This is a genomic window from Duganella sp. Dugasp78 (assembly GCF_059491455.1).
Map to the genome: position 1 here is coordinate 2,827,428 of NZ_CP168506.1, position 20,453 is coordinate 2,847,880.

Annotated in this window: 19 protein-coding genes and 1 pseudogene; 13 read left to right on the plus strand and 7 right to left on the minus strand. The window is 64.9% G+C overall.

Going from position 1 to position 20,453, the window contains the following annotated elements; translation table 11 throughout:
- Nucleotides 1–11 precede the first annotated feature (11 nt).
- Both ACEN9O_RS12520 and ACEN9O_RS12525 read left to right on the plus strand, forming a co-directional pair.
- On the plus strand, nt 12–1,175 hold the full coding sequence (locus tag ACEN9O_RS12520) for a hypothetical protein (RefSeq protein WP_495617855.1): 1,164 nt from the start codon (nt 12–14) through the stop codon (nt 1,173–1,175).
- 60 nt (nt 1,176–1,235) lie between these two features.
- Nucleotides 1,236–2,927 carry an amidohydrolase gene (locus tag ACEN9O_RS12525; RefSeq protein ID WP_495617856.1) on the plus strand — a complete coding sequence of 564 codons (1,692 nt, stop codon included), beginning with the start codon at nt 1,236–1,238 and terminating at the stop codon, nt 2,925–2,927.
- Here ACEN9O_RS12525 and ACEN9O_RS12530 read toward each other — a convergent pair.
- Together ACEN9O_RS12530 and ACEN9O_RS12535 are read right to left on the minus strand one after the other, a co-directional pair.
- Nucleotides 2,924–3,295, minus strand: coding sequence for a Fic family protein (locus tag ACEN9O_RS12530; RefSeq protein WP_495617857.1), 372 nt, complete (start codon nt 3,293–3,295; stop codon nt 2,924–2,926). The two genes, ACEN9O_RS12525 and ACEN9O_RS12530, sit on opposite strands and share 4 nt — an antisense overlap.
- Nucleotides 3,291–3,434, minus strand: a pseudogene (locus ACEN9O_RS12535) (ATP-binding protein); the annotation flags it as partial. The gene ACEN9O_RS12530 and the pseudogene ACEN9O_RS12535, both read right to left, overlap by 5 nt.
- A 298-nt stretch (nt 3,435–3,732) precedes the next feature.
- Here ACEN9O_RS12535 and hutU point away from each other — a divergent pair.
- The 8 genes from hutU (at nt 3,733) to ACEN9O_RS12575 (ending at nt 15,319) form a co-directional block, all read left to right on the plus strand.
- Entirely contained in the window at nt 3,733–5,472 is a 1,740-nt protein-coding gene (gene hutU / locus ACEN9O_RS12540) for a urocanate hydratase (protein ID WP_495617858.1), read from the plus strand.
- 13 nt (nt 5,473–5,485) lie between these two features.
- A complete protein-coding gene (gene hutH / locus ACEN9O_RS12545) occupies nt 5,486–7,030 on the plus strand; it encodes a histidine ammonia-lyase (protein ID WP_495617859.1) in 1,545 nt (514 codons plus the stop codon).
- A gap of 11 nt (nt 7,031–7,041) precedes the next feature.
- Entirely contained in the window at nt 7,042–7,830 is a 789-nt protein-coding gene (hutG, locus tag ACEN9O_RS12550; protein WP_495617860.1) for an N-formylglutamate deformylase, read from the plus strand.
- Nucleotides 7,827–9,203: a formimidoylglutamate deiminase gene (locus ACEN9O_RS12555; protein WP_495617861.1), complete on the plus strand. Its 1,377-nt coding sequence runs from the start codon at nt 7,827–7,829 to the stop codon at nt 9,201–9,203. Before hutG ends, ACEN9O_RS12555 begins: the two co-directional genes overlap by 4 nt.
- On the plus strand, nt 9,200–9,775 hold the full coding sequence (locus ACEN9O_RS12560; protein WP_495617862.1) for a HutD/Ves family protein: 576 nt from the start codon (nt 9,200–9,202) through the stop codon (nt 9,773–9,775). Before ACEN9O_RS12555 ends, ACEN9O_RS12560 begins: the two co-directional genes overlap by 4 nt.
- A gap of 12 nt (nt 9,776–9,787) precedes the next feature.
- Nucleotides 9,788–10,999: an imidazolonepropionase gene (hutI, locus tag ACEN9O_RS12565; RefSeq protein ID WP_495617863.1), complete on the plus strand. Its 1,212-nt coding sequence runs from the start codon at nt 9,788–9,790 to the stop codon at nt 10,997–10,999.
- An 84-nt stretch (nt 11,000–11,083) separates the two neighbouring features.
- Nucleotides 11,084–13,741 carry a zinc-dependent metalloprotease gene (locus ACEN9O_RS12570; RefSeq protein WP_495617864.1) on the plus strand — a complete coding sequence of 886 codons (2,658 nt, stop codon included), beginning with the start codon at nt 11,084–11,086 and terminating at the stop codon, nt 13,739–13,741.
- A gap of 39 nt (nt 13,742–13,780) precedes the next feature.
- Entirely contained in the window at nt 13,781–15,319 is a 1,539-nt protein-coding gene (locus ACEN9O_RS12575) for a glycine betaine ABC transporter substrate-binding protein (RefSeq protein WP_495617865.1), read from the plus strand.
- Here the strand turns inward: ACEN9O_RS12575 and ACEN9O_RS12580 are convergent.
- From ACEN9O_RS12580 to ACEN9O_RS12590, 3 genes are all read right to left on the minus strand, one after another.
- A complete protein-coding gene (locus ACEN9O_RS12580) occupies nt 15,305–15,481 on the minus strand; it encodes a hypothetical protein (RefSeq protein WP_495617866.1) in 177 nt (58 codons plus the stop codon). The genes ACEN9O_RS12575 and ACEN9O_RS12580 overlap by 15 nt on opposite strands.
- A gap of 66 nt (nt 15,482–15,547) precedes the next feature.
- The gene (locus ACEN9O_RS12585; RefSeq protein ID WP_495617867.1) at nt 15,548–16,039 is read right to left on the minus strand and encodes a GNAT family N-acetyltransferase; all 492 of its coding nucleotides are present in this window, start codon (nt 16,037–16,039) and stop codon (nt 15,548–15,550) included.
- Nucleotides 16,039–16,968: a DMT family transporter gene (locus ACEN9O_RS12590; RefSeq protein ID WP_495617868.1), complete on the minus strand. Its 930-nt coding sequence runs from the start codon at nt 16,966–16,968 to the stop codon at nt 16,039–16,041. The genes ACEN9O_RS12585 and ACEN9O_RS12590 overlap by 1 nt, the downstream gene beginning before the upstream one ends.
- 161 nt (nt 16,969–17,129) lie before the next feature.
- On the opposite strand from ACEN9O_RS12590, the gene ACEN9O_RS12595 reads away from it, so the two are divergent.
- Entirely contained in the window at nt 17,130–17,267 is a 138-nt protein-coding gene (locus ACEN9O_RS12595) for a hypothetical protein (RefSeq protein WP_495617869.1), read from the plus strand.
- On the opposite strand, the gene ACEN9O_RS12600 is transcribed toward ACEN9O_RS12595, so the two are convergent.
- The gene (locus tag ACEN9O_RS12600) at nt 17,264–17,701 is read right to left on the minus strand and encodes an Mpo1 family 2-hydroxy fatty acid dioxygenase (protein ID WP_495617870.1); all 438 of its coding nucleotides are present in this window, start codon (nt 17,699–17,701) and stop codon (nt 17,264–17,266) included. The genes ACEN9O_RS12595 and ACEN9O_RS12600 overlap by 4 nt on opposite strands.
- Before the next feature lie 119 nt (nt 17,702–17,820).
- Between ACEN9O_RS12600 and ACEN9O_RS12605 the strand changes: the two genes are divergently transcribed.
- Complete coding sequence (locus ACEN9O_RS12605) at nt 17,821–18,849, plus strand: alpha/beta hydrolase (protein ID WP_495617871.1); 1,029 nt, start codon at nt 17,821–17,823, stop codon at nt 18,847–18,849.
- Nucleotides 18,849–19,346, plus strand: coding sequence for a DNA-deoxyinosine glycosylase (locus ACEN9O_RS12610; protein ID WP_495618466.1), 498 nt, complete (start codon nt 18,849–18,851; stop codon nt 19,344–19,346). The genes ACEN9O_RS12605 and ACEN9O_RS12610 overlap by 1 nt, the downstream gene beginning before the upstream one ends.
- A gap of 89 nt (nt 19,347–19,435) precedes the next feature.
- Here the strand turns inward: ACEN9O_RS12610 and ACEN9O_RS12615 are convergent, their stop codons facing one another.
- Nucleotides 19,436–20,326, minus strand: coding sequence for an alpha/beta fold hydrolase (locus tag ACEN9O_RS12615; RefSeq protein ID WP_495617872.1), 891 nt, complete (start codon nt 20,324–20,326; stop codon nt 19,436–19,438).
- Between the last annotated feature and the right edge of the window lie 127 nt (nt 20,327–20,453).

Consider the following 20,453-nt stretch of genomic DNA (forward strand, 5'->3'; position numbering starts at 1 on the left):
GGAGTCTCCCGATGAAAAAAACACTGATAGCGATGGCACTGGCCGCGCTGGCCGGCCTGGCCGGCGCCACCGACCTGACCGACGACGGCACGCTTAAGCTGACCGGCTTCTACAACCTGACCGGCGCGCGCGTGCTCAGCGGCAAGGCCCAGGGCAGCAGCGTGCCGTGGGATTACATGCAGTGGAAATGTCCCTGCACGGTGCAGAACTGGGAGTACGCGGCCGTCTACGAACGCAGCGAGGGTTGGCAATTCAACCAGGAGTCGCTGGTCGGCTTCCAGCTGAAGAAGGAATTCTCGCCGACGCTGTCGGCCACGGCGCAGGTGCTGGTGCGCGCGCACAACCCGGGCCACGGCCTCAAGCCGACGCTGGACTGGGCCTATCTGACCTGGCAGCCGTCCGCCGATTCCGCCTGGACCTTCCAGGCCGGCCAGTTCCGCATTCCGCTGTACTACTACAGCGATTACCTGTACATCGGCTACGCCTATCCGTGGGTGCGGCCGGCGCCGGACGTCTACGGCTGGCCGATCTACGCCTACCAGGGCGCCAACGCCAGCTACCGCACGCAGCTGGGCCAGTCCGACTGGGCCGCCACCTTCCACATGTGGGCCGGCGGCTACACCCAACACAACGACACCTACGACACGCAGATCTACTACGCCACGCCGACCCATGAATCGTGGAAGAGCATGGTGGGCGGCTATGTGTCGGCCAACAACGGCATCTTCGACGTGCGCGCCATGCTGATGCACTACAAGGACAGCACCTGGCAGGACAGCCCGGCCGGCAAGGTGTTCTTCGTCGAGAACCAGAGCACGCGCATCGCCGGGCTATCGGCCAACGTCGACTACAAGAACTGGCTGGTCAAGTCCGAGCTGGACCGCTATGAGCAGGTCGACGCGGGCAAGGGGCTCAACAACGTCTACAAGTACGCGCTGGTTGGCGTCGGCTACCAGTATGAGGCGTGGACGCCGATGTACACCTTCTCGCGCTACACCACCATCAACGAGCCTATCGAGGCGCGCAACACGCAGTATCTGTCGCTGCGCTGGGATTTCCGCAAGAACACCGCGCTCAAGGTGCAGTACGACGTCAGCAAGGACAAGTCGCACTACAGCTATCCGTTCTTCGGCGATTCGCGCCTGTTATCGGTTTCGTTGCAAGGCTTGTTCTAAACGTTGTGTTCGGCAGGTTGTGCGCTACACTCTGTTCTTGCTTCCGAATGGAGATTTTCGATGCGCACATCCCTGTCGCCCGCCCCGCTGGCCGCCGCCGTCAGTCTGGCTTTGTCCACCGTCCTGCCGCTGGCGCAGGCCGACACCATCATCGACCACGCCAACGGCTATACGCTGAACGCGGCCGGCACCTTGCAGCGATTCACCTCGCTGGCCTTCGATGACCTGGGCCGCATCGTCGCGGTGGGCAGCGAGCGCGAGACGGCGATCCGGCTGCCGAAGGCCGAGCACATCGACGCGCAGGGCAAGACCCTGCTGCCAGGCTTGATCGACGCCCACGGCCACGTGTTCGAGCTGGGCGAGATCGCCTCCGGCGCGGAGTTGTTCAGCGCCACCTCGCTGGGCGGGGCGGTGCGGACGGTGGCGGAGTTCAGCCGCTCGCATCCGAAGAGCGCCTGGCTGATCGGCTTCGGCTGGAACCAGGAAGTATGGAAGCTGGGCCGCTTCCCGACCGCCGCCGAGCTGGACGCGGTGGTGGGCGACCGTCCGGTGCTGCTGCACCGCGTGGACGGTCATGCCACCTGGGTCAACACCAAGGCGCTGGAAATGGCCGGCATCACCAGGGATACACCGGACCCGAAAGGCGGCAAGATCGAACGCGATGCCTCCGGCAAGCCGAGCGGCGTGCTGGTGGACGCGGCGATGGAGCTGGTCGACAAGGTGGTGCCGCTGGCCACGCCCAACGAGGCGCGCGCCCGGCTGGACAACGCGCTGGCCGCGCTGGCCAGGGTCGGTCTGACCAGCGTGCACGACGCCGGCATCCGGGTGGTGCAGGACGACCTGTATCGCGACTACGCCGACCACGGCAAGCTGACCACCCGCGTCTACGCGATGATTGGTGACACCACGGTAGATTTCGACGAGCTGTCCAAGGACGGTCCGCTCAAATCCTATGGCAACGATGTGTACGCGCTGGCCGCCGTCAAGCTGTACTCGGACGGCGCGCTGGGTAGCCGCGGCGCGGCCTTGCTGGCGCCGTACAGCGACATGCCGTCGACCAAAGGCCTGCTGTTCTATCCGAACGCCGAGATGCTGGCCAAGATGAACAAGGCGATGAAGGCCGGTTATCAGGTCAACGTGCACGCCATCGGCGACGCCGGCAACCGCCAGATCCTTGACGCCTACGCGCAGCTGATCCCGAAATATAACAACGTCGAGCTGCGCCACCGCATCGAGCACGCGCAGGTGGTGGCGCTGGAGGACATCCCGCGCTTCAAGGCGCTGGGCGTGATCCCGTCGATGCAGCCGACCCATGCGACATCGGACCAGAACATGGCCGAGCAGCGCGTGGGGCATGAGCGCATCAAGGGCGCGTACGCGTGGCGCAGCTTCCTTGATCAGGGCTCGCGCATCGCCTGCGGTTCGGATTTCCCGGTGGAGTCGCCGAATCCGTTCGAGGGCTTGCATGCGGCGGTCACGCGGCAGAACAACGCCGGCGTGCCGGCCGGTGGCTGGTACAAGAACCAGGCGATGACGCTGACCGAAGCGTTCCGCTGCTTCACGCTGGACGCGGCCTACGCGGCGCACCAGGAGAATGTCATCGGCACGCTGGAGCCGGGCAAGTGGGCCGACTTCATCCTGATCGACCGCGACCTGTTCAAGGTGCCGGCCGAGCAGATCGGCAAGACGCAGGTGCTGCAGACGTGGATGGGCGGCAAGCGGGTGTACAAGAAAGAGAAGCGGGCGGATTAATCGTCGGCGTGCTGCGTCAGCCATTGCTGGCCTGCCGGGGTTAGCCGGTAGCGCTGGCTCCGGCTGCGACGTGCGTCGGGTTGGGTCATCTCCACCAGTCCTGCTGCGATTGCTGGTAGGAGGTATGTCTTGCGGAAGTGTTTGCTGTCCTTTAGTCCCAGCGCCTCTTGAAGTTGCTGACGCGCCGATTCCGACACCAGCAAGTTGAGGATGCTTCGAACTTCGGGGGTAACTTGGGGGGTAACTTGGGGGTAACTTGGGGGTAACTTGGGGGGTAACTTCCGGGGTGGACTGATCAACGGGCCATTGCGCCAACGGGTGAACCGGCAGTCTGACCAAGCACCCGCTGCGCTCCTCGTCCGTGTCAAACTGCGGCGCTGGCGAGCCGTTGCCTGCCATGGCCTTCAAGATCTTGGGCACGCCGGTAGAGCGCCCCTCGGTCAGGCCAAGTTCCTTCAGGAATTCTCCGATGCGTCTGTTCCGGTAGCGGTGGCATGCAGCCAGCAATTCCCGCTGAATTTTGTCTATCTGACTCTCTGCCAGTCCGTTAGGCGGCGCGATCGGTCAGCCGCTGGCATCGTGCGATGGCGCAACGGATTCTGCAGGTTGATCGGCAAGGCAACCATATTGAGGCTCCGTGTGAGCGTGCGCCGGCGAATGCTGGCAAGATGTCAAGGACTGATGACATTTTTGACAAGCTCAGGAATTATTCGTTCCCTCCGATCCGCTTAAAAACTGATTGACTTGGTTGTATATACAACTTATCCTTTGAGGATGCGCTGGCCGTGCGTGTGTTGTTGCGCGCATGGCCGGTCCCACTCACTCAGGAGCAGGAGCCACCATGACGACCCATTTAGACAGCGATCCACGTTTTGACGCCAGCCGCGAAATCCGCGCCCCCCGCGGAGCGGAGCGTACCTGTAAAAACTGGGGCGCCGAGGCGGCCTACCGCATGATCCAGAATAATCTGGACAAGGAAGTGGCGGAGAATCCCAAGCACCTGGTGGTCTACGGCGGCATCGGCCGCGCGGCCCGCAACTGGGAATGCTACGACCAGATCCTGGCCTCGCTGCGCGAGCTGGAAGACAATCAAACCCTGCTGATCCAGTCCGGCAAACCGGTCGGCGTGTTCCAGACCCACGAGGACGCGCCGCGCGTGCTGATCGCGAACTCCAACCTGGTGCCGAAGTGGGCCAACTGGGAACACTTCAATGAACTAGACCGTAAAGGCTTGTTCATGTACGGCCAGATGACGGCCGGCTCGTGGATCTACATCGGCACCCAGGGCATCGTGCAGGGCACCTTCGAGACCTTCGCCGAAGCGGGCCGCCAGCATTTCGGCGGCGACCTCAAAGGCCGCTGGGTGCTGACCGCGGGCTTGGGCGGCATGGGCGGCGCGCAGCCGCTGGCCGCCACCATGGCCGGCGCCGTGTCGCTGACCGTCGAGTGCCAGCAGAGCAGCATCGACTTCCGCCTGCGCACCCGCTACCTCGACAAGCAGGCCGCCAGCATCGATGAGGCGCTGGAGATGATCAAACTGCACAAGGCCAATGGCGACGCCATCTCCATCGGCCTGCTGGGCAACGCGGCCGACGTGCTGCCGGAGCTGGTGCGCCGCGCAAAAGCAGGCGGCATCGTGCCCGACATCGTTACCGACCAGACCTCGGCCCATGACCTGATCAACGGCTACCTGCCGCAGGGCTGGAGCGTGGACCAGTGGAAGACCGCGCAGCACGACGCCGCCCGCCACGAGGAACTGAAGGCCGCCGCCACCGCCGGTTGCGCGGTGCACGTGCAGGCGATGCTGGACTTCCAGGCGCTGGGCGCCAAGGTGGTCGACTACGGCAACAACATCCGCCAGGTGGCGTTCGACCATGGCGTCAAGAACGCCTTCGATTTCCCTGGCTTCGTGCCAGCCTATATCCGTCCGCAGTTCTGCGAGGGCCGTGGCCCGTTCCGCTGGGTGGCGCTGTCCGGCGACCCGGAGGATATCTACAAGACCGATGCCAAGATCAAGGAGCTGTTCCCGCACCACGCCAACGTGCACCGCTGGCTGGACATGGCGCGCGAGCGCATCGCCTTCCAGGGCCTGCCGGCGCGTATCTGCTGGCTGGGTCTGGGCGAGCGTAACATCGCCGGCCTGGCCTTCAACGAGATGGTGCGCAACGGCGAGCTGAAGGCGCCGATCGTTATCGGCCGCGATCATCTGGACACCGGCTCCGTCGCCAGCCCTAACCGCGAAACCGAAAGCATGAAGGACGGCACCGACGCCGTCTCCGACTGGCCGCTGCTGAACGCGCTGCTCAACACCGCCGGCGGCGCGACCTGGGTGTCGCTGCACCACGGCGGCGGCGTGGGCATGGGCTATTCGCAGCACTCGGGCGTGGTGATCGTGGCCGACGGCACCGACGCCGCCGCCAAGCGCCTGGCGCGCGTGCTGGTCAACGACAGCGGCTCGGGCGTGATGCGTCACGCCGATGCGGGATACGAGACGGCCATCGCCTGCGCCAAGCGCAACGGCTTGAACCTGCCCATGATTAAATAATTTGAGAACCTCTATGAAAAATGCACTGACCCTGAAACCAGGCGCGATGACCCTGACCGAACTGCACGCCGTGTGGACCGCAGCCGGTCCGCTGTCGCTGGCCGCCGAAGCCTACCCCGTCATCGAAGCATCCGCCGCCGCCGTGCGCGCCATCGTCGCCAAGGGTGACGCGGCCTACGGCATCAACACCGGTTTCGGCCTGCTGGCCAAGACCCGCATCCCGGACGACAAGCTGGAACAGCTGCAACGCAACCTGATCCTGTCGCACTCGGTCGGCACCGGCGAGCTGCTGTCGGACGCCGTCTGCCGCCTGATCATGCTGATGAAGATCGGCAGCCTGGCGCGCGGCTATTCCGGTGTGCGCCCACTGATCATCGACACGCTGATCGCGCTGTACAACGCCGGCATCATGCCGGCCATTCCGGCCAAGGGTTCGGTCGGCGCCTCGGGCGACCTGGCGCCGCTGTCGCACATGACGCTGGCGATGCTGGGCGTGGGCGACGTGCGCGTCAATGGCGAAGTCATGCCTGCCGCCGACGCACTGAAAGCCGCCAACATCGCGCCGGTGGTGCTGGCCGCGAAGGAGGGCCTGGCGCTGATCAATGGCACCCAGGTGTCGACCGCGCTGGCGCTGCATGGCCTGTTCATGGCCGAGCGCCTGCTGGAAGCGGGCATGGTGTCCGGCGCGCTGTCGCTGGACGCGGCCAAGGGTTCCGACTCGCCGTTCGACGCCCGCGTGCATGAGGTGCGGGGCCAGCCGGGCCAGATCGCCGCCGCCTCGATCTATCGCCAACTGGTGAGCAACAGCGCGATCCGCGCCTCGCACCTGGTCGGCGACGAGCGCGTGCAGGACCCGTACTGCCTGCGCTGCCAGCCGCAGGTGATGGGCGCCTGCTGGGACATCATCGGCAACGCCGCCCGCACGCTGCTGATCGAAGCCAACGCCGTCACCGACAACCCGCTGCTGTTCAAGGACGGCGAGCTGTCGGTGGTGGTCTCCGGCGGTAACTTCCACGCCGAGCCGGTGGCCTTCGCCGCCGACACGCTGGCGCTGGCCATCGCCGAAATCGGCGCGATCTCCGAGCGCCGCATCGCGCTGCTGATCGACGCCACCTTGTCCGGCCTGCCGCCGTTCCTGGTACGCGATCCGGGCGTGAACTCCGGCTTCATGATCGCCCACGTCACCGCCGCTGCGCTGGCGTCGGAGAACAAGTCGCTGGCCCATCCGGGCAGCGTCGATTCGATCCCGACCTCGGCCAACCAGGAGGACCACGTCAGCATGGCCACCTACGCCGCACGCCGCCTGGACGATATGGCGCACAACACCGCCGTCATCATCGGCATCGAGCTGCTGGCCGCAGCGCAGGGCATCGATTTCCATCGTCCGCTGAAAACCTCGCCGCACCTGGAGCACGTGCATGCGCAGCTGCGCCAGAGGGTGCCGTTCTTCGACGCCGACCGCTTCTTCGCGCCGGATATCGAAGCGGCCAAGGGCATGGTCATGCGCGGCGAGTTGAGCGCTTCGTGCAAAGGTCTGTTCACGCCGCTGCATCCATAAGAGGAGACGTCATGGACTATCAGTTCAAAGCAGGCAGTATTCCCTTGCTGGTGTCCATGCCGCACGTGGGCACCGATATTCCCGACGACGTGGCGGCGGCGATGACGCCGGCCGCCGTCGACAAGCAGGATACGGACTGGCATCTGGTGCGGCTGTACGAGTTCCTCGGCGAGATGGGGGCGTCGACGCTGTCGGCGCGCTGGTCGCGCTACGTCATCGATCTGAACCGGCCACCGGAAAACACCAACCTGTATCCAGGCCAGGATACGACCGGCCTGTGCCCGGTCGACACCTTCCACCGCGAACCGCTTTACCGCGAAGGCCATACGCCAAACGAGGCCGAAGTGCAGCGCCGCCTGGCCGCCTACTGGAAGCCGTATCACGATCAACTGCGCGCGGAGCTGGACCGGCTGCTGGCGCTGCACGGCCGCGTGGTGCTGTGGGACGCGCATTCGATTGCGTCGGTGGTGCCGCGCTTCTTCGAGGGCAAGCTGCCGGACCTGAACTTCGGCACTGCCGACGGCAACAGCTGTGCGCAGGGCCTGAGCGACGCCATCGTGTCGCGCGCGCTGGCGCAGCAGCAGTTCAGCGTGGCCGTCAACGGCCGCTTCAAGGGCGGGCATATCACCCGTCACTACGGCCAGCCGGCCAACAACGTGCACGCGATCCAGCTGGAGATGTGCCAGTCGACGTATATGGATGAGGAAGCGCCCTACGGCTACCGCGAGGACCGCGCGCAGCAGGTGCAGGGCCTGCTGCGGCAGATGACGCAGGCCGCCGCAGACTGGGGGCGCACATGAACCGGCTGTTCGCGCGCAACGCGCTGCTGCCGGAGGGCTGGCGCGAGGATGTGCTGGTCGAGTGGGACGTGAACGGCACCATCGTTCGCGTCGATGCCGGCGTGGTTGCGCCGGCCGGCGCGCAGCTGATCGCGCCGGTGGTGGAGTACGCGCTGCCGGGCATGATCAACCTGCATTCGCACAGCTTCCAGCGGGCGCTGGGCGGACGCACGGAAAAGGCTGGAGAAACCAAGGACAGCTTCTGGACCTGGCGCGACCTGATGTACCGCTTCGCGCGCAACATCACGCCGGAACATATCGAGGCCATCGCGGCTCAGCTGTTTTCCGAGTGCCTGCGCCACGGCTACACGTCGATGTGCGAGTTCCATTACGTGCAGCGCGCGCCGGACGGCAGCATGTATCCGCGCCCCGCGGAAACGGCGGAGCGTGTCATCGCCGCCGCACGTTTGGCGGGAATCGGCATCACCATGCTGCCAGTGTTGTATAGTTATTCCGGCTTCGGCGAAAGCGCCTTGAAGCCGGAGCAACAGCGCTTCAAGACCGATCCGCACGATGTGCTGCGGGTGATCGAGGCGCTGGAGCCCCTGCGGGATGCGCAAACCGAAGTGGGCGTGGCGCCGCATTCGCTGCGCGCGGCGTCGGTGGCGCAGATTAACGAGGTGCTGGTGACGCTGCCGGACGACCGTCCGGTGCATATCCACATCGCGGAACAGAAGCAGGAAGTGCAGCAGTCGCTGGACTGGAGCGGGCGCCGCCCCGTGCAGTGGCTGCTGGACCAGGTGGACGTCGATCAACGCTGGTGCCTGATCCACGCGACGCACTTGATGCGCGACGAGGTGGACCAGATGGCGCAGAGCGGCGCCGTGGCGGGCCTGTGCCCCACCACGGAGGCCAACCTGGGCGACGGCCTGTTCCCGCTGGAGGATTTCCTGGCGGTGGGCGGACGGTTCGGCATCGGCAGCGACAGCCATATTTCGCAGAGCGCGGTGGAAGAACTGCGCTGGCTGGAATACGGCCAGCGCCTGCAGCACCAGCGCCGCAATATCGCGGTGTCGGCGGCGCAGCGCAATGTCGGCGACTTCCTGTGGCAGGGCGCCTTGCAGGGCGGCGCCCAGGCCAGCGGACGGCAGGTGGGCGCGTTGGCGCCGGGCCGCCGCGCCGATATGATCGTGCTGGATGATCAGCACCCGAACCTGTATGGATTGGCGCTGGACGAGGTGCTCGGCAGCTTCGTCTTCTGCGGCAACGACAATCTGGTCAAGGACGTCATGGTCGGCGGCCAGTGGGTAGTACGCAATCAGCAGCACGTTGCGCAGCAGGCGATCGCTGCGCGCTTCAAGCAGACCTTGGCCGAACTGAGGGAGTTCCGATGACCCAGCTAATCCAGTATGCAAGCCTGCGGCCCGCGCCGTGGAAGAACGGCGGCGGCAGCACGACGGAAATCGCCGTCTCTCCCACCGGCACCGGCTTCGATGAATTCGACTGGCGCGTCAGCCTGGCGACCATCTCTCAAAGCGGACCTTTTTCCACCTTTCCCGGCATCGACCGGTCGCTGGCGCTGGTCGACGGCGACGGCGTGCTGCTGGATTTCGGCGAAGAGCGTTTTGTGCTCAGCCCCAGCGAGCCGCTGATCGAGTTCGACGGCGAGGCGGCGGTGCACGCCACCGTCACCGGCAGCCTGACCACCGACTTCAACGTGATGACGCGGCGTGGCCGCTGTCGCCACCGGCTGGAGCCGTGCGAGGTGCGGGGCGCCGAGCCGCTCAAGCGCCGCAGCGGTACCACGCTGCTGTTCCTGGCCGATGGCGAAAGCCTGACGGTAAGCAGCGCGCGCGAACGTATCGCCATGGTGCGCTACGACTTGCTGGTGCTGGAGGCGGAGCAGGAGTGGTCGATGGAAGCCCAGAGCGCAACGGTGTTCGTGGTCGACATCATCAATAACTAGAAAGTGCAAAGCATGTGGGATGTGTTGTTTACGAACGTGCATCTGGCCACGATGGCCGATGGCTACGGTGAAATCCGCGATGCCGCCATCGCCGTCAAGGATGGCAAGATCGTGTGGCTGGGACCTCAGGCTGAAATGCCGCCGGGCATGCAGGCCGCCACCGTGCACGATGGCGGCGGTTGCTGGCTGACGCCTGGCCTGATCGACTGCCACACCCACATCGTCCACGCCGGCAACCGCAGCGACGAATTCGAGGCGCGCCTCAACGGCGCCACCTACGAGGACATCGCGCGAGCCGGCGGCGGCATCATGTCCACCGTGCGCGCCACCCGCGCCGCGTCGGAGGACGAGCTGCTGCGGCAAAGCCTGCCGCGCGTGTGCAGCCTGCTGGCCGAGGGCGTGACCACACTGGAAATCAAATCCGGCTACGGCCTGACGCTGGAATCGGAAGCGAACATGCTGCGCGTGGCGCGCCGCATCGGCCGCGAGCTGCCGGTCAGCGTGGCCGCCACCTTCCTCGGCGCGCACGCCTTGCCGCCGGAGTTCGCGGGCCGCGCCGACGATTACGTCACCGAGGTGTGCGCGATGATCGCGCCGCTGGTCGCCGAAGGGCTGGTCGATGCGGTGGACGCCTTCTGCGAGCGCATCGGCTTTTCGCATGAACAGACGGAGCGCGTGTTCCAGGCGGCGCGCGCGCAGGGCCTGCCGGTCAAGCTGCATGCGGAGCAGCTGTCCGACCAGCGCGGCGCCGAGCTGGTGGCGCGCTACCACGGCTTGTCCGCCGACCATCTCGAACACCTGACCGACGCCGGCATCGCCGCGATGGCCGCCGCCGGCACGGTGGCGGTGCTGCTGCCCGGCGCCTACTACTTCCTGCGCGATACCACGCCGCCACCGGTGGCCGCCATGCGCGCCGCCGGTGTGGCGATGGCCGTGGCCACCGACTGCAATCCCGGCACCTCGCCGATGACGTCCCTGCTGCTGGCGATGAATATGGCCTGCACCCTGTGGCGTCTGACGCCGCTGGAGGCGCTGGCCGGCTGCACCTTGCACGCTGCGCGCGCGCTGGGCCGCGAACAGCAGATCGGCAGCCTGGAAGTGGGCAAGCGCGCCGATTTCGCGCTGTGGCGCATCGCCCGGCCGGCCGACCTGTCCTACGCCATCGGCCTTAATCCCTGCCGGGGCGTGGTCAATGCAGGGGTGTTGCGTTCGCCGCAGGTTTAGAGGGGACCCTCGGGAAATTCTGTTTCGTTAGTTGTTGTTTCGGTTACAGTACCGGGATGCCTCTTCTAACGTAACAGGATATCCATGTTTGTCTTGAACTCTCTCCGCGCCGCCGTCCTGCTGACGCTCGGCGCGCGGGCGCTGGCCCAGGAGCCGGTGCCGCCCACGCCCGTACCGCACACCCCTGAAGCACCTGCCACCGCCAGCGCCCCTGTGCCGCCGGCCGCAAACCTGGCCGCCATTGCGGCCGCCGCCGCCGCGCCCAAGCCCTACGCCGAGGTGGTGCGCGGCGCCGCCCATGTGCAGGGCTTCCTGAACCTGTACCAGAAAGAGGAAAAAGTCTGGATCGAGCTGCGCCCCGACCAGTTCGACCGGCCAATCTTCATGACCGTGAACATGCCGAACGGGATAGGTGAGCGCGGTATCTACGGCAGCCAGATGGGCCTGAGCCAGGTGGTGGTGTTTCACCGCCTCGGCAACCTGGTGCAGATGATCGCCAAGAATACCGAGTACGGCGCCAAGGCCGGCACGCCGCAGGCGCTGGCGGTGTCGCAGGCGTTCTCCGACAGCCTGGTGGCGATCGCGCCGGTGGCCAGCGGCCCGAATCCGCAGAACCACGCGATCCTGGTGGAGGCGAATATCCTGCTGTTCGGCGATATCCCAAGTTTCACCACGCGGCTGGAGGCGGCCTTCCGCATGCCGTATGCGATGGATGCACGCAACAGCAGCTTCCAGACCATCCGCTCCGACGAGACGATGACGGGCTTCCAGGTCAATGCGCACTTTTTCGTGCCCCGCATCGCGGCGCCGCCGGCGGTGATGCCGACCACGCCGGTGCCGATCCCCATGCCGCCGTCCACGCTGCCGGACCCGCGTAGCATGTTCCTGGGCTTCTACTACAGCTTCATGCCGCTGCCGGCGCAGCCGATGCATGGCCGTGTCGCGGACGATCGCGTCGGCCATTTCGTCAGCACGACCTACGACTATTCGGATGACGTGACGCCGACCACGTCGCGCCACGTCATCCAGCGCTGGCGCCTGGAGAAGCAGGACCCGGCGCAGGCGCTGTCGGAGCCGAAGCAGCCTATCGTCTACTGGCTCGACGCGAATATCCCGGAGAAGTACCGCGAGTCGGTCAAGCAGGGCATCCTGGCCTGGAACGAGGCGTTTGAACGCATCGGCTTCAAGAACGCCATCGTGGTCAAGCAGCAGACCGAGAAGGACCGCTTCGATACGATGGATGCACGGCATGCGTCGGTGCGCTGGTTCGTCGGCAAGGATGTCGGCTTCGCCGTCGGGCCGACGCAGGTCGATCCGCGCAGCGGTGAGATCCTCGATGCCGACGTCGGCATGTCCGACATCTTCGCACGAGGCGCACGCCGCCTGATCGGCGAGGACGTCATGTCCATGCAGGAGCCGTTGGCGATGCCAGGGCGGGAGGCGCGCTGCGACTACATGCAGGAATCGGCATCCGAGATGGGCTTTGCCATGGACCTGCTGGAGGTGCGCGGCGAACTGGAAATGGGCAGCCCCGAGGCGGACGCTGTGGCGCAAGCCTATGTACGCTCGCTGGTGATGCACGAGATCGGACACACGCTGGGCCTGCGTCACAACTTCCGCTCGTCGACCATCTACAGCCTGAAGCAGCTGCAGGATCCGGAGTTCACGAAGAAGAACGGCCTGGCCGGATCGGTGATGGACTACACGCCGTTCAACCTGTCGCTCAAGGGCGAGAAGCAGGGCGAGTACGTGGCGTCGACGCTGGGGCCGTACGATTACTGGGCCATCGAGTACGCCTACAAGCCGATCGAGCCGGCGCAGGAGAAGGAGGAATTGGCGAAGATCGCCGCGCGCTCGAACGAGCCGCTGCTGGCCTTCGGCACCGACCAGGATGCGGGCGGCTTCAATTCCGATCCCGATGTGAACGTGTTCGACCTGGGCAGCGATCCGCTGGCTTACTTCCAGCGCCGCCTGACGATCTCGCGCGAGCTGTGGGACCGTCTGCAAAGCCGCACGCTGAAGCCCGGCGAGAGTTATGAAACACTGCGCCGCAGTTTCGACTACGGCTTTCAGCAGTTTGCGCGCACCATGCCGGTGGTGGTCAAGTACGTGGGCGGCGTGACCTATCTGCGCGACCACGCCGGCACCGGCCGCGCCACCTTCACGCCGGTGCCGCTGCCGCGCCAGCGGGCCGCCTTGCAGATGCTGACCAACAGCCTGTTCAAGTCGGACAGCTTCCAGTTCTCGCCGGCGATGATCAGCCGCCTGGGATCGGACCATTTCGAATCGCATGGACGGGCCGACGTGTCGGTCAGCGGCCGCGTGCTGTCGCTGCAGTCCGGCGCGCTGGACCAGCTGATGTCCGACCTGGTGGCGGTGCGCCTGCTCGATTCGCAGGAGAAGCTGGACGACCGCAAGCAGGCGCTCAGCCTCGACGAGTTGTACACCACCGTGCAGGACGCGGTGTGGAGCGAGCTGAAAACCGGCAAGGACATTAACGGCATGCGCCGCAATCTGCAGCGCGAGCATCTGAAGCGCCTGACCGCGATCCTGCTGCGCTCTTCGCCCATCACGCCGGCCGATGCGCGCAGCCTGCAACGCGAGAACGCGCTGGCGCTGCAACGCGATATCCGCGGCGCGATGGCCAAGCCGATGAGCCGCGAGGCCAAGGCGCACCTGTCGGAGTCTTACGAGACGTTGAGCCAGGCCTTGAAGGCGGCCATGCTGCGCGCAGGCGCTTGATGGTAAGCTCTCCGGAATGACCATCATTTCGGAGAGCCTGTGCAAGGACGATTGCTAGTTTTTCTGGCCCTGTTGTGGGCTGGCGCGGTGTGCGCCGCGCCGGCCGATACGCTGCACGTGGGCTCGAAGCGCTTCACCGAATCCTATATCCTGGGCGAGGTGCTGGCGCAGACCGCGGCGCAGGCTGCACCAAGCGCCAAGGTCGAGCACTTGCAAGGACTGGGCAATACCGCCATTGTCCTGGCGGCCTTGCAGGCCGGCCGCATCGACGTCTATCCTGAATACCTCGGCACCATCGACCTGGAAATCCTCAAGCATGCGCAGGCCGCGCCGCTGGAGCAGATCCGCCGCGAGCTGGCGGCGATGGGACTGGGCGTGGCGGTGCCGCTGGGCTTCAACAACACCTATGCGCTGGCCATGCGCGGCGGGCCGGATGGCCTGAAAAAACTCAGCGAGCTGGCATCGCAGCCGCGCTTGCGCTTCGGCCTGTCGCATGAATTCATCGGCCGCGCAGACGGCTGGCCGGGACTGGCCAAGCGCTACGGCCTGCCGCAGCAGCCGGAAGGCCTGGACCACGGCATCGCCTACGAGGCCCTGATGCAGCGCCAGGTCGACGTCATCGACATCTACTCCACCGACGCCAAGATCCGCCAGTACGGCCTGCGCGTGCTGGAGGACGACCGCGCTTACTTCCCACGCTACGACGCGATGCTGCTGTACCGTCTCGATGCGCCCCGGCGCTTCCCGGCCGCGTGGCAGGCGATCACGCGGCTGGAGGGCCGCATCAGCGCGGCCGACATGATCGCGATGAATGCCGCCGCCGAAATCGATGGCCAGAATTTCGCCAGCGTGGCGCGCGACTGGCTGGCGACGCACAAGCCGCTGGCCGCCGGCGCGCCATCCGCCGATGTTGGCAAGACCGTGCAGGCAGCACCGGTACGTGATGGTCTGCTGGTTAAAATCTTCGACAAGAACCTGTGGCCGCTGACGCGCCAGCATCTGACGCTGGTGCTGGTGGCGGTGCTGCTGGCGTGCGTGGTCGGCATTCCGCTGGGTGTGCTGGCGGCGGCCTTCCCGCGCCTGCGGCAGGTGGTGCTGGGCTTGACGGGCGTGCTGCAAACGGTGCCGTCGCTGGCCTTGCTGGCGCTGCTGATCCCCTTGTTGGGCGTGATCGGCACGGCGCCGGCGCTGGTGGCGCTGGTGGTGTATGCGCTGCTGCCCATCGTGCGCAACACCTGCACCGGCTTGTTGCAGGTGCCGGCCGGCCTGCGGCTGGCGGCGCTGGCACTGGGCCTGCGGCCGCTGCAGCGGCTGGTGCATGTGGAGCTGCCGCTGGCCTTGCCGGTGATACTGGCAGGCGTGAAGACGGCGGCCGTGATGAGCGTGGGGACGGCGACCATCGCCGCCTTCATCGGTGCCGGCGGCTATGGCGAACGCATCACCATCGGCCTGGCGCTGAACGACAACGATATGCTGCTGGCGGGCGCGATCCCGGCGGCGCTGCTGGCCTTGCTGACGCAGGCCGCCTTCGAGCTGCTGGAGCGGCTGGCCAGCCGTGCGCCGTCACAGCGAGTGTAGCTTGGAGCGCAGCAGCACCATTTCCTTGTGCAGCAGGCGTTCCGCGTGGAAATCGTTCTCGCGCTGGGCGGCGATGGCTTCCAGCGCCTGCGTGTAGCGTCCCAGCCTGGCGCGCAGCCAGGCTTTGTAGACCACGGTGAGCAAGGGCGGCAATTTGAACATGACTGTCTCCTACGATGGGTTCGACATTCATTTTGCAAGCTTGACCACGCCTTGCCTTGCGCTATATCAAGACCCTTGAGACATTTGGGTCAGCGCGTCGCCGGTGACGCGGCAAATGCGCCATTCCGGCAACAGTGAGGCGCCCATGCTCTCGTACAACTTGATGGCGTTGCTGTTCCAGTCCAGCACCGACCATTCGAAGCGGCCGCAGTCGCGTTCAACCGCCAGCTGCGCCAGCGCCACCAGCATCTGCTTGCCGTAGCCCTTGCCGCGGCGGCTCTGCTTGACGTACAAGTCCTCCAGGTACAGGCCCTTCTTGCACAGGAAGGTGGAGAAGTTGTGGAAGAACAAGGCGAAGGTGACGACTTCGCCGTCGGTCTCGCCGACCAGCGCTTCGCACACCGGTTTGTCGCAGAACAGGCTGTCGTGCAGCATGGCCTCGTTGGCGACCACCATGTGTTCCAGTTTTTCAAACACGGCCAGTTCGTAAATCATGCCGAAAATCGCGGCGACGTCTGCCGGCTGGGCCGGGCGTATGGTCAGGTCGGAAGTAGTCATCAGGCTTCTACGGTGCTTTCTGTGGTGGACGGGGAATCGGATTGCAGCGCCCAGGCGACGCTGGACAGGCACAATATCATGCCGGCCCATTGCAGCGGACCGGGGCGGAAGTGCTCCAGCTGGATCGACAGCAAGACGGAAATGACCGGCGTGACGACGCCGATGTACACCGCCTTGTGCGAGCCGATGCGGTGGATCAGCGTGAAGTAGGCGGCGAAGGCGATCACCGAGCCGAACAGCGACAGGTACAGCAGCCCGCCCCAGTAGGGCAGGCCGGCCGGCATGGTGAAGGACTGGCCGCTGACCAGCACCCACAGCGCCACCAGCAGGCTGCCCCACAGCATCGACCAGGCCATCGTCAGCAGCACGTTGGACGATTGCTCGCGCACCTTGATCACGACCACGTTGCCGACCGAGCTGGCGATGGTGGCGGTCAGCGCCAGCGCCAGGCCGAGCAGAAATTGTCCATTCCGGCCGTTGTCGCCGGACAGGATTTCGCTCCAGGCGCTGCTGATCGACTGCAAGAACAGCAGCGTGACGCCGCAGATGGCGACCGCGCCGGCGCTCCAGGTGCGCCAGCTGACCGGCGTGCCGAAGGCCATGCGGTTGAGGATGGGATTCCAGAACACCATCAGCGCGAACAGCACGGCCACCAGGCCGGAGACCAGGTATTGCTCGGAGCTGTAGGTGCAGATGTAGCTCAGGCCGAAGGTGGCGCAGCCCTGCAGAAACATCCAGCGCTGGGTGCGCCAGGGCATCAGCAGCTTGTCGCCGCGCGCCAGGCACCAGGCGAACAGCACGGCCGCCGACAGCGCGAAACGGTAGACCACCGAGACGGCGGGCGCGACCTCGCCCAGTTGCAGCGTGATGGCGAAGAAGGTGGAGCCCCAGATCAGGCAGGCAGTGATGAACAGGAGTGGAGAGGACATCGGATGAGTATAGCCGCCCTGGCGATTCCTTGCCTGGCAGCTATGATTTTGTTGCGGCGCAACAGATCGCGGATTTAGTTGCGTTCCGTTGAGTAAATTTTGAGCATTTTGTTGAAAGTATAAGTATGATGGAATGACATATCAACCAAGGGGAGAGCGGCATGAGTACCGCGCTGCAAATCAAAGTCATCGGCTTGCTGGGCTATGTCGCGGTCAGCACCGTGCTGGTGTTGTTGCTGGCCGACGAAGAGATGCGCAGTGCCGCCCAGACCCTGTTCGCCTTTGCGGGCTTCCACTAGTACGCCAGCTTGAGCCGGCGATACAGGAAACCCAGCACAAACAGCGGCCCGATCAGCAGGAAGCGCAGGTCGTCGAAAAACGACGGTTTCTTGCCTTCGATCTTGTGGCCGATGAATTGTCCTATCCACGCCAGCACGAAGATCGCCAGCGACAGCGGCAGGATGGCCCGCTCGGGCAGGGCGGCCAGCAGGGCCAGCATCAGCGTCGCCATCAGCAGCATGCCCACCGCGAACGGCTTCGACAGCTTGAGGTAGTAGACCAGCGAGGCCAGCGTGACCGCCACCGCCAGCAGCGGATGCGCGGCCCACAGCAGGCCCAGCAGCGTGAAGACGATGATGGGCACGCAGATGAAGTGGATCACTTCGTTGGTGGGATTGAGATGGCTTTCGCTGTACTTGGCCAGCAGGGTATCGATGGTGCGCGCTTGCGTCATGGCTGTCTCCGGTTTTTTTTAGTACGATCGTGCCGTCGGCAAATTCTACACCCGAATCGCGGCGCGGCGACGCTTGGGTACAATGTGGCCTTGGCTGAGCGACAGGAGGAACTACACATATGATGCGTACGCAGTATCCCGCGGGTCGGATAGTCTGGGACACGATCGACAGCCGCTTGTTGGCGGACAACGCGGCGGGCGATCCCGCGTGCCGGCAACTGGCGATTTACCTGCCACCCGGCTATGACGAGGGCGCCGCGCGCTATCCCAGCGTCTACGTGCTGGCCGGCTATGGCGGGCGTGGCGCCTCCCTGCTGAACGATTCCGCCTGGGACGAGAATTTGTCCCGGCGTCTGGACCGCCTGATCGGCAGCGGACAGATACGCCCGATGATCGTGGCGATGCCGGATTGCCTGACGCGCTACGGCGGCAGCCAGTACATCAACTCCAGCGCGACCGGGCGTTACGAGGACTATGTCGCCGACGAAATCGTTACGCATGTGGATGCTCGTTACCGTACCGTCGCCACGCGCGACTGGCGCGCCGTGTCCGGCAAGAGCTCCGGCGGCTACGGGGCGCTGATGTTCGCGATGCGCCGTTCCGATGTCTTCAGCATGGCCGCCTCGCACAGCGGCGACCTGTATTTCGAGCTGTGCTACAAGCCGGCGTTTGCGCACTGCCTGCCGGTGCTGGAACGCCACGGCGGACTGGCCGGCTTCGTGGAGCGGCTGCCTGACATCCGTCCGCGCGACCCCGGCTTTCAAGCCACCGTCAACACCATCGCGATGGCGGCCTGCTATTCGCCGGACCCGGGCATGGCGCCGGGCTTCGTGCTGCCTTTCGATACGCATACCGGCGAGTTGCATGAGGCCGTATGGCAGCGCTGGCTATCGTGCGATCCCGTGCACATCGCCGAACGCCACGCTGCCGCCTTGCGCAGCTTGCGGCTGCTCTATCTCGACGCCGGCACGCTGGATGAATTCAACCTGCAATACGGGGCGCGCATCTTCGCGCAACGCTTGCGCAGCCTGGACGTTCCGTTCGTGCACGAGGAATTTGTCGATAGCCACCTGAACATTCCGTATCGTTTTGACCGCTCCTTCCGCGCGATTTCCGACGCGCTCCCGCCGATGCGGAATTGCCCTTGATGACGAAGCGTTGCTTTGCGCCTGTAGTGGATGCGCGCACGCGCTTGCTCGTGCTGGGCAGCCTGCCGGGCGACAAATCGCTGGATATGCAGCAGTATTACGGACATCGCCAAAACAAATTCTGGGAGCTGGCGGGCGCAGTGATCAACGCCGACCTGCGCGGCATGGATTACGGCACTCGCCTGGCTACCTTGCTCGCGCATGGCATTGGCTTGTGGGACGTCGTGGCCCAAGCGCACCGCAGTGGTAGCCTTGACAGCAACATTCGCAACCGCAATGACAACGATCTGCTTGCTCTGCTAGCGAACTTTCCTAACATCCGCGTCATCGCCTTCAATGGTGGAACCGCGTCCCGACTCGGGCGCAAGCAGTTAGTCATGCATGAACAGCGCTGGCGCTTGATTGACCTGCCGTCCAGCAGTCCCGCGTATACACTTGCCTACGCCAGCAAACTGGGACGCTGGGCACTGTTGCGCGACGCGGACTGGAACAGCTAAGTGCCTCGGTGGAGCGCTGAAAATACCGAACGGTCTGGTAGTACAGCATAATTGGACGCAGCCGGCGGCACCAGCGAACCGAGCTCCAGTCAGGTGGATCGTGCAATCCGAGCGGTTAGAATCGACGCGTAACGTTCAGGTTGTTCGATATCGGGGAAATGCCCACAGTCTTCAAAGTGGATGATCTCAGCCTGTGGGATGTGTCCACGAAGCGAGTCCGGATCAGTGTCCCGATGGGAGTGGTCCTTTGTTCCCCAAATGATCGTGCACGGTACTTCAATGGCATTTAGCGCCGCGCCGCTCTCGCGCATCAACCCTTGGACCACCCCTGCCAAACAGAAACACCCGCCGCCGGAAAGTGCCTCATGCGCCGTCTTCCTAAAGAACTGCGGGTCTGTCGTTTGCGGCAGCGCGCGGCCGTACCAGCGATGTGCGGCCTGCCGCCGGAATAGCCAAGCGGCCACCTGCCCGATGACAGGAACACGCAGCGGTCGTGGTACGTTCCGATAAGTCCATGCCTGCATTGCGGTCAGCGAGGGCGTCTGAGAAAGGACCAGCCCCGTAATACGCTCCGGCGCGATGCGTGCCGCCTGCAGAGCATAGAAGCCGTTGGCGCAGCTGAACGCCAATGTGGCAGTATCGATTCCCAGCCTGTCCAGAACGCCTAACACGGCGTTGGCGCCCTGAACCAAGGAATGCCGGTAGAAGAAACGCGGAAAGGAGAAACCAAAGCCGGGCATATCGAAGCACACCACCCGAAAGTGTGGCACGAGCAGGTCGATCAGGACTTCACAGTGTTCGATGACGTTGGGGCCATCCGGCACAAGAACCACGCACGGCTTGGTGGACCCGGAATCGTACACACGAACGGCCCCCACGGAAGTCACGACATGAAAGGTTGGCAGGGCGTCGCTATTCCGACGCTTCGGCTGTAGCTTTGAAATACGGGTCAGCACATTATCGACGAGGGAGCCAAGCATAGTGGAAGATAGGAGTTTGATGTGGACACTGTTGCCTTCAATTCGGTGTCCGAAATAATAATTGCTTTTGCTGGTTTCTGCATCGGCATGAAGCGAACCATGGCATCAGCAGGCTCGTTGCCGCATT

Bases quoted from the DNA above. Each gene is read 5' to 3' on its own strand.
- ACEN9O_RS12615 (WP_495617872.1), bottom strand. From the start codon at position 20,326: ATGCTTGGCTCCCTCGTCGATAATGTGCTGACCCGTATTTCAAAGCTA.
- ACEN9O_RS12595 (WP_495617869.1), top strand. From the start codon at position 17,130: ATGAGTACCGCGCTGCAAATCAAAGTCATCGGCTTGCTGGGCTATGTC.
- ACEN9O_RS12610 (WP_495618466.1), top strand. From the start codon at position 18,849: ATGACGAAGCGTTGCTTTGCGCCTGTAGTGGATGCGCGCACGCGCTTG.
- ACEN9O_RS12600 (WP_495617870.1), bottom strand. From the start codon at position 17,701: ATGACGCAAGCGCGCACCATCGATACCCTGCTGGCCAAGTACAGCGAA.
- ACEN9O_RS12555 (WP_495617861.1), top strand. From the start codon at position 7,827: ATGAACCGGCTGTTCGCGCGCAACGCGCTGCTGCCGGAGGGCTGGCGC.
- ACEN9O_RS12580 (WP_495617866.1), bottom strand. From the start codon at position 15,481: ATGTTCAAATTGCCGCCCTTGCTCACCGTGGTCTACAAAGCCTGGCTG.
- ACEN9O_RS12605 (WP_495617871.1), top strand. From the start codon at position 17,821: ATGATGCGTACGCAGTATCCCGCGGGTCGGATAGTCTGGGACACGATC.
- ACEN9O_RS12520 (WP_495617855.1), top strand. From the start codon at position 12: ATGAAAAAAACACTGATAGCGATGGCACTGGCCGCGCTGGCCGGCCTG.
- ACEN9O_RS12585 (WP_495617867.1), bottom strand. From the start codon at position 16,039: ATGACTACTTCCGACCTGACCATACGCCCGGCCCAGCCGGCAGACGTC.
- ACEN9O_RS12525 (WP_495617856.1), top strand. From the start codon at position 1,236: ATGCGCACATCCCTGTCGCCCGCCCCGCTGGCCGCCGCCGTCAGTCTG.
- ACEN9O_RS12570 (WP_495617864.1), top strand. From the start codon at position 11,084: ATGTTTGTCTTGAACTCTCTCCGCGCCGCCGTCCTGCTGACGCTCGGC.
- hutH (WP_495617859.1), top strand. From the start codon at position 5,486: ATGAAAAATGCACTGACCCTGAAACCAGGCGCGATGACCCTGACCGAA.
- ACEN9O_RS12560 (WP_495617862.1), top strand. From the start codon at position 9,200: ATGACCCAGCTAATCCAGTATGCAAGCCTGCGGCCCGCGCCGTGGAAG.
- ACEN9O_RS12590 (WP_495617868.1), bottom strand. From the start codon at position 16,968: ATGTCCTCTCCACTCCTGTTCATCACTGCCTGCCTGATCTGGGGCTCC.
- hutI (WP_495617863.1), top strand. From the start codon at position 9,788: ATGTGGGATGTGTTGTTTACGAACGTGCATCTGGCCACGATGGCCGAT.
- hutU (WP_495617858.1), top strand. From the start codon at position 3,733: ATGGCCGGTCCCACTCACTCAGGAGCAGGAGCCACCATGACGACCCAT.
- hutG (WP_495617860.1), top strand. From the start codon at position 7,042: ATGGACTATCAGTTCAAAGCAGGCAGTATTCCCTTGCTGGTGTCCATG.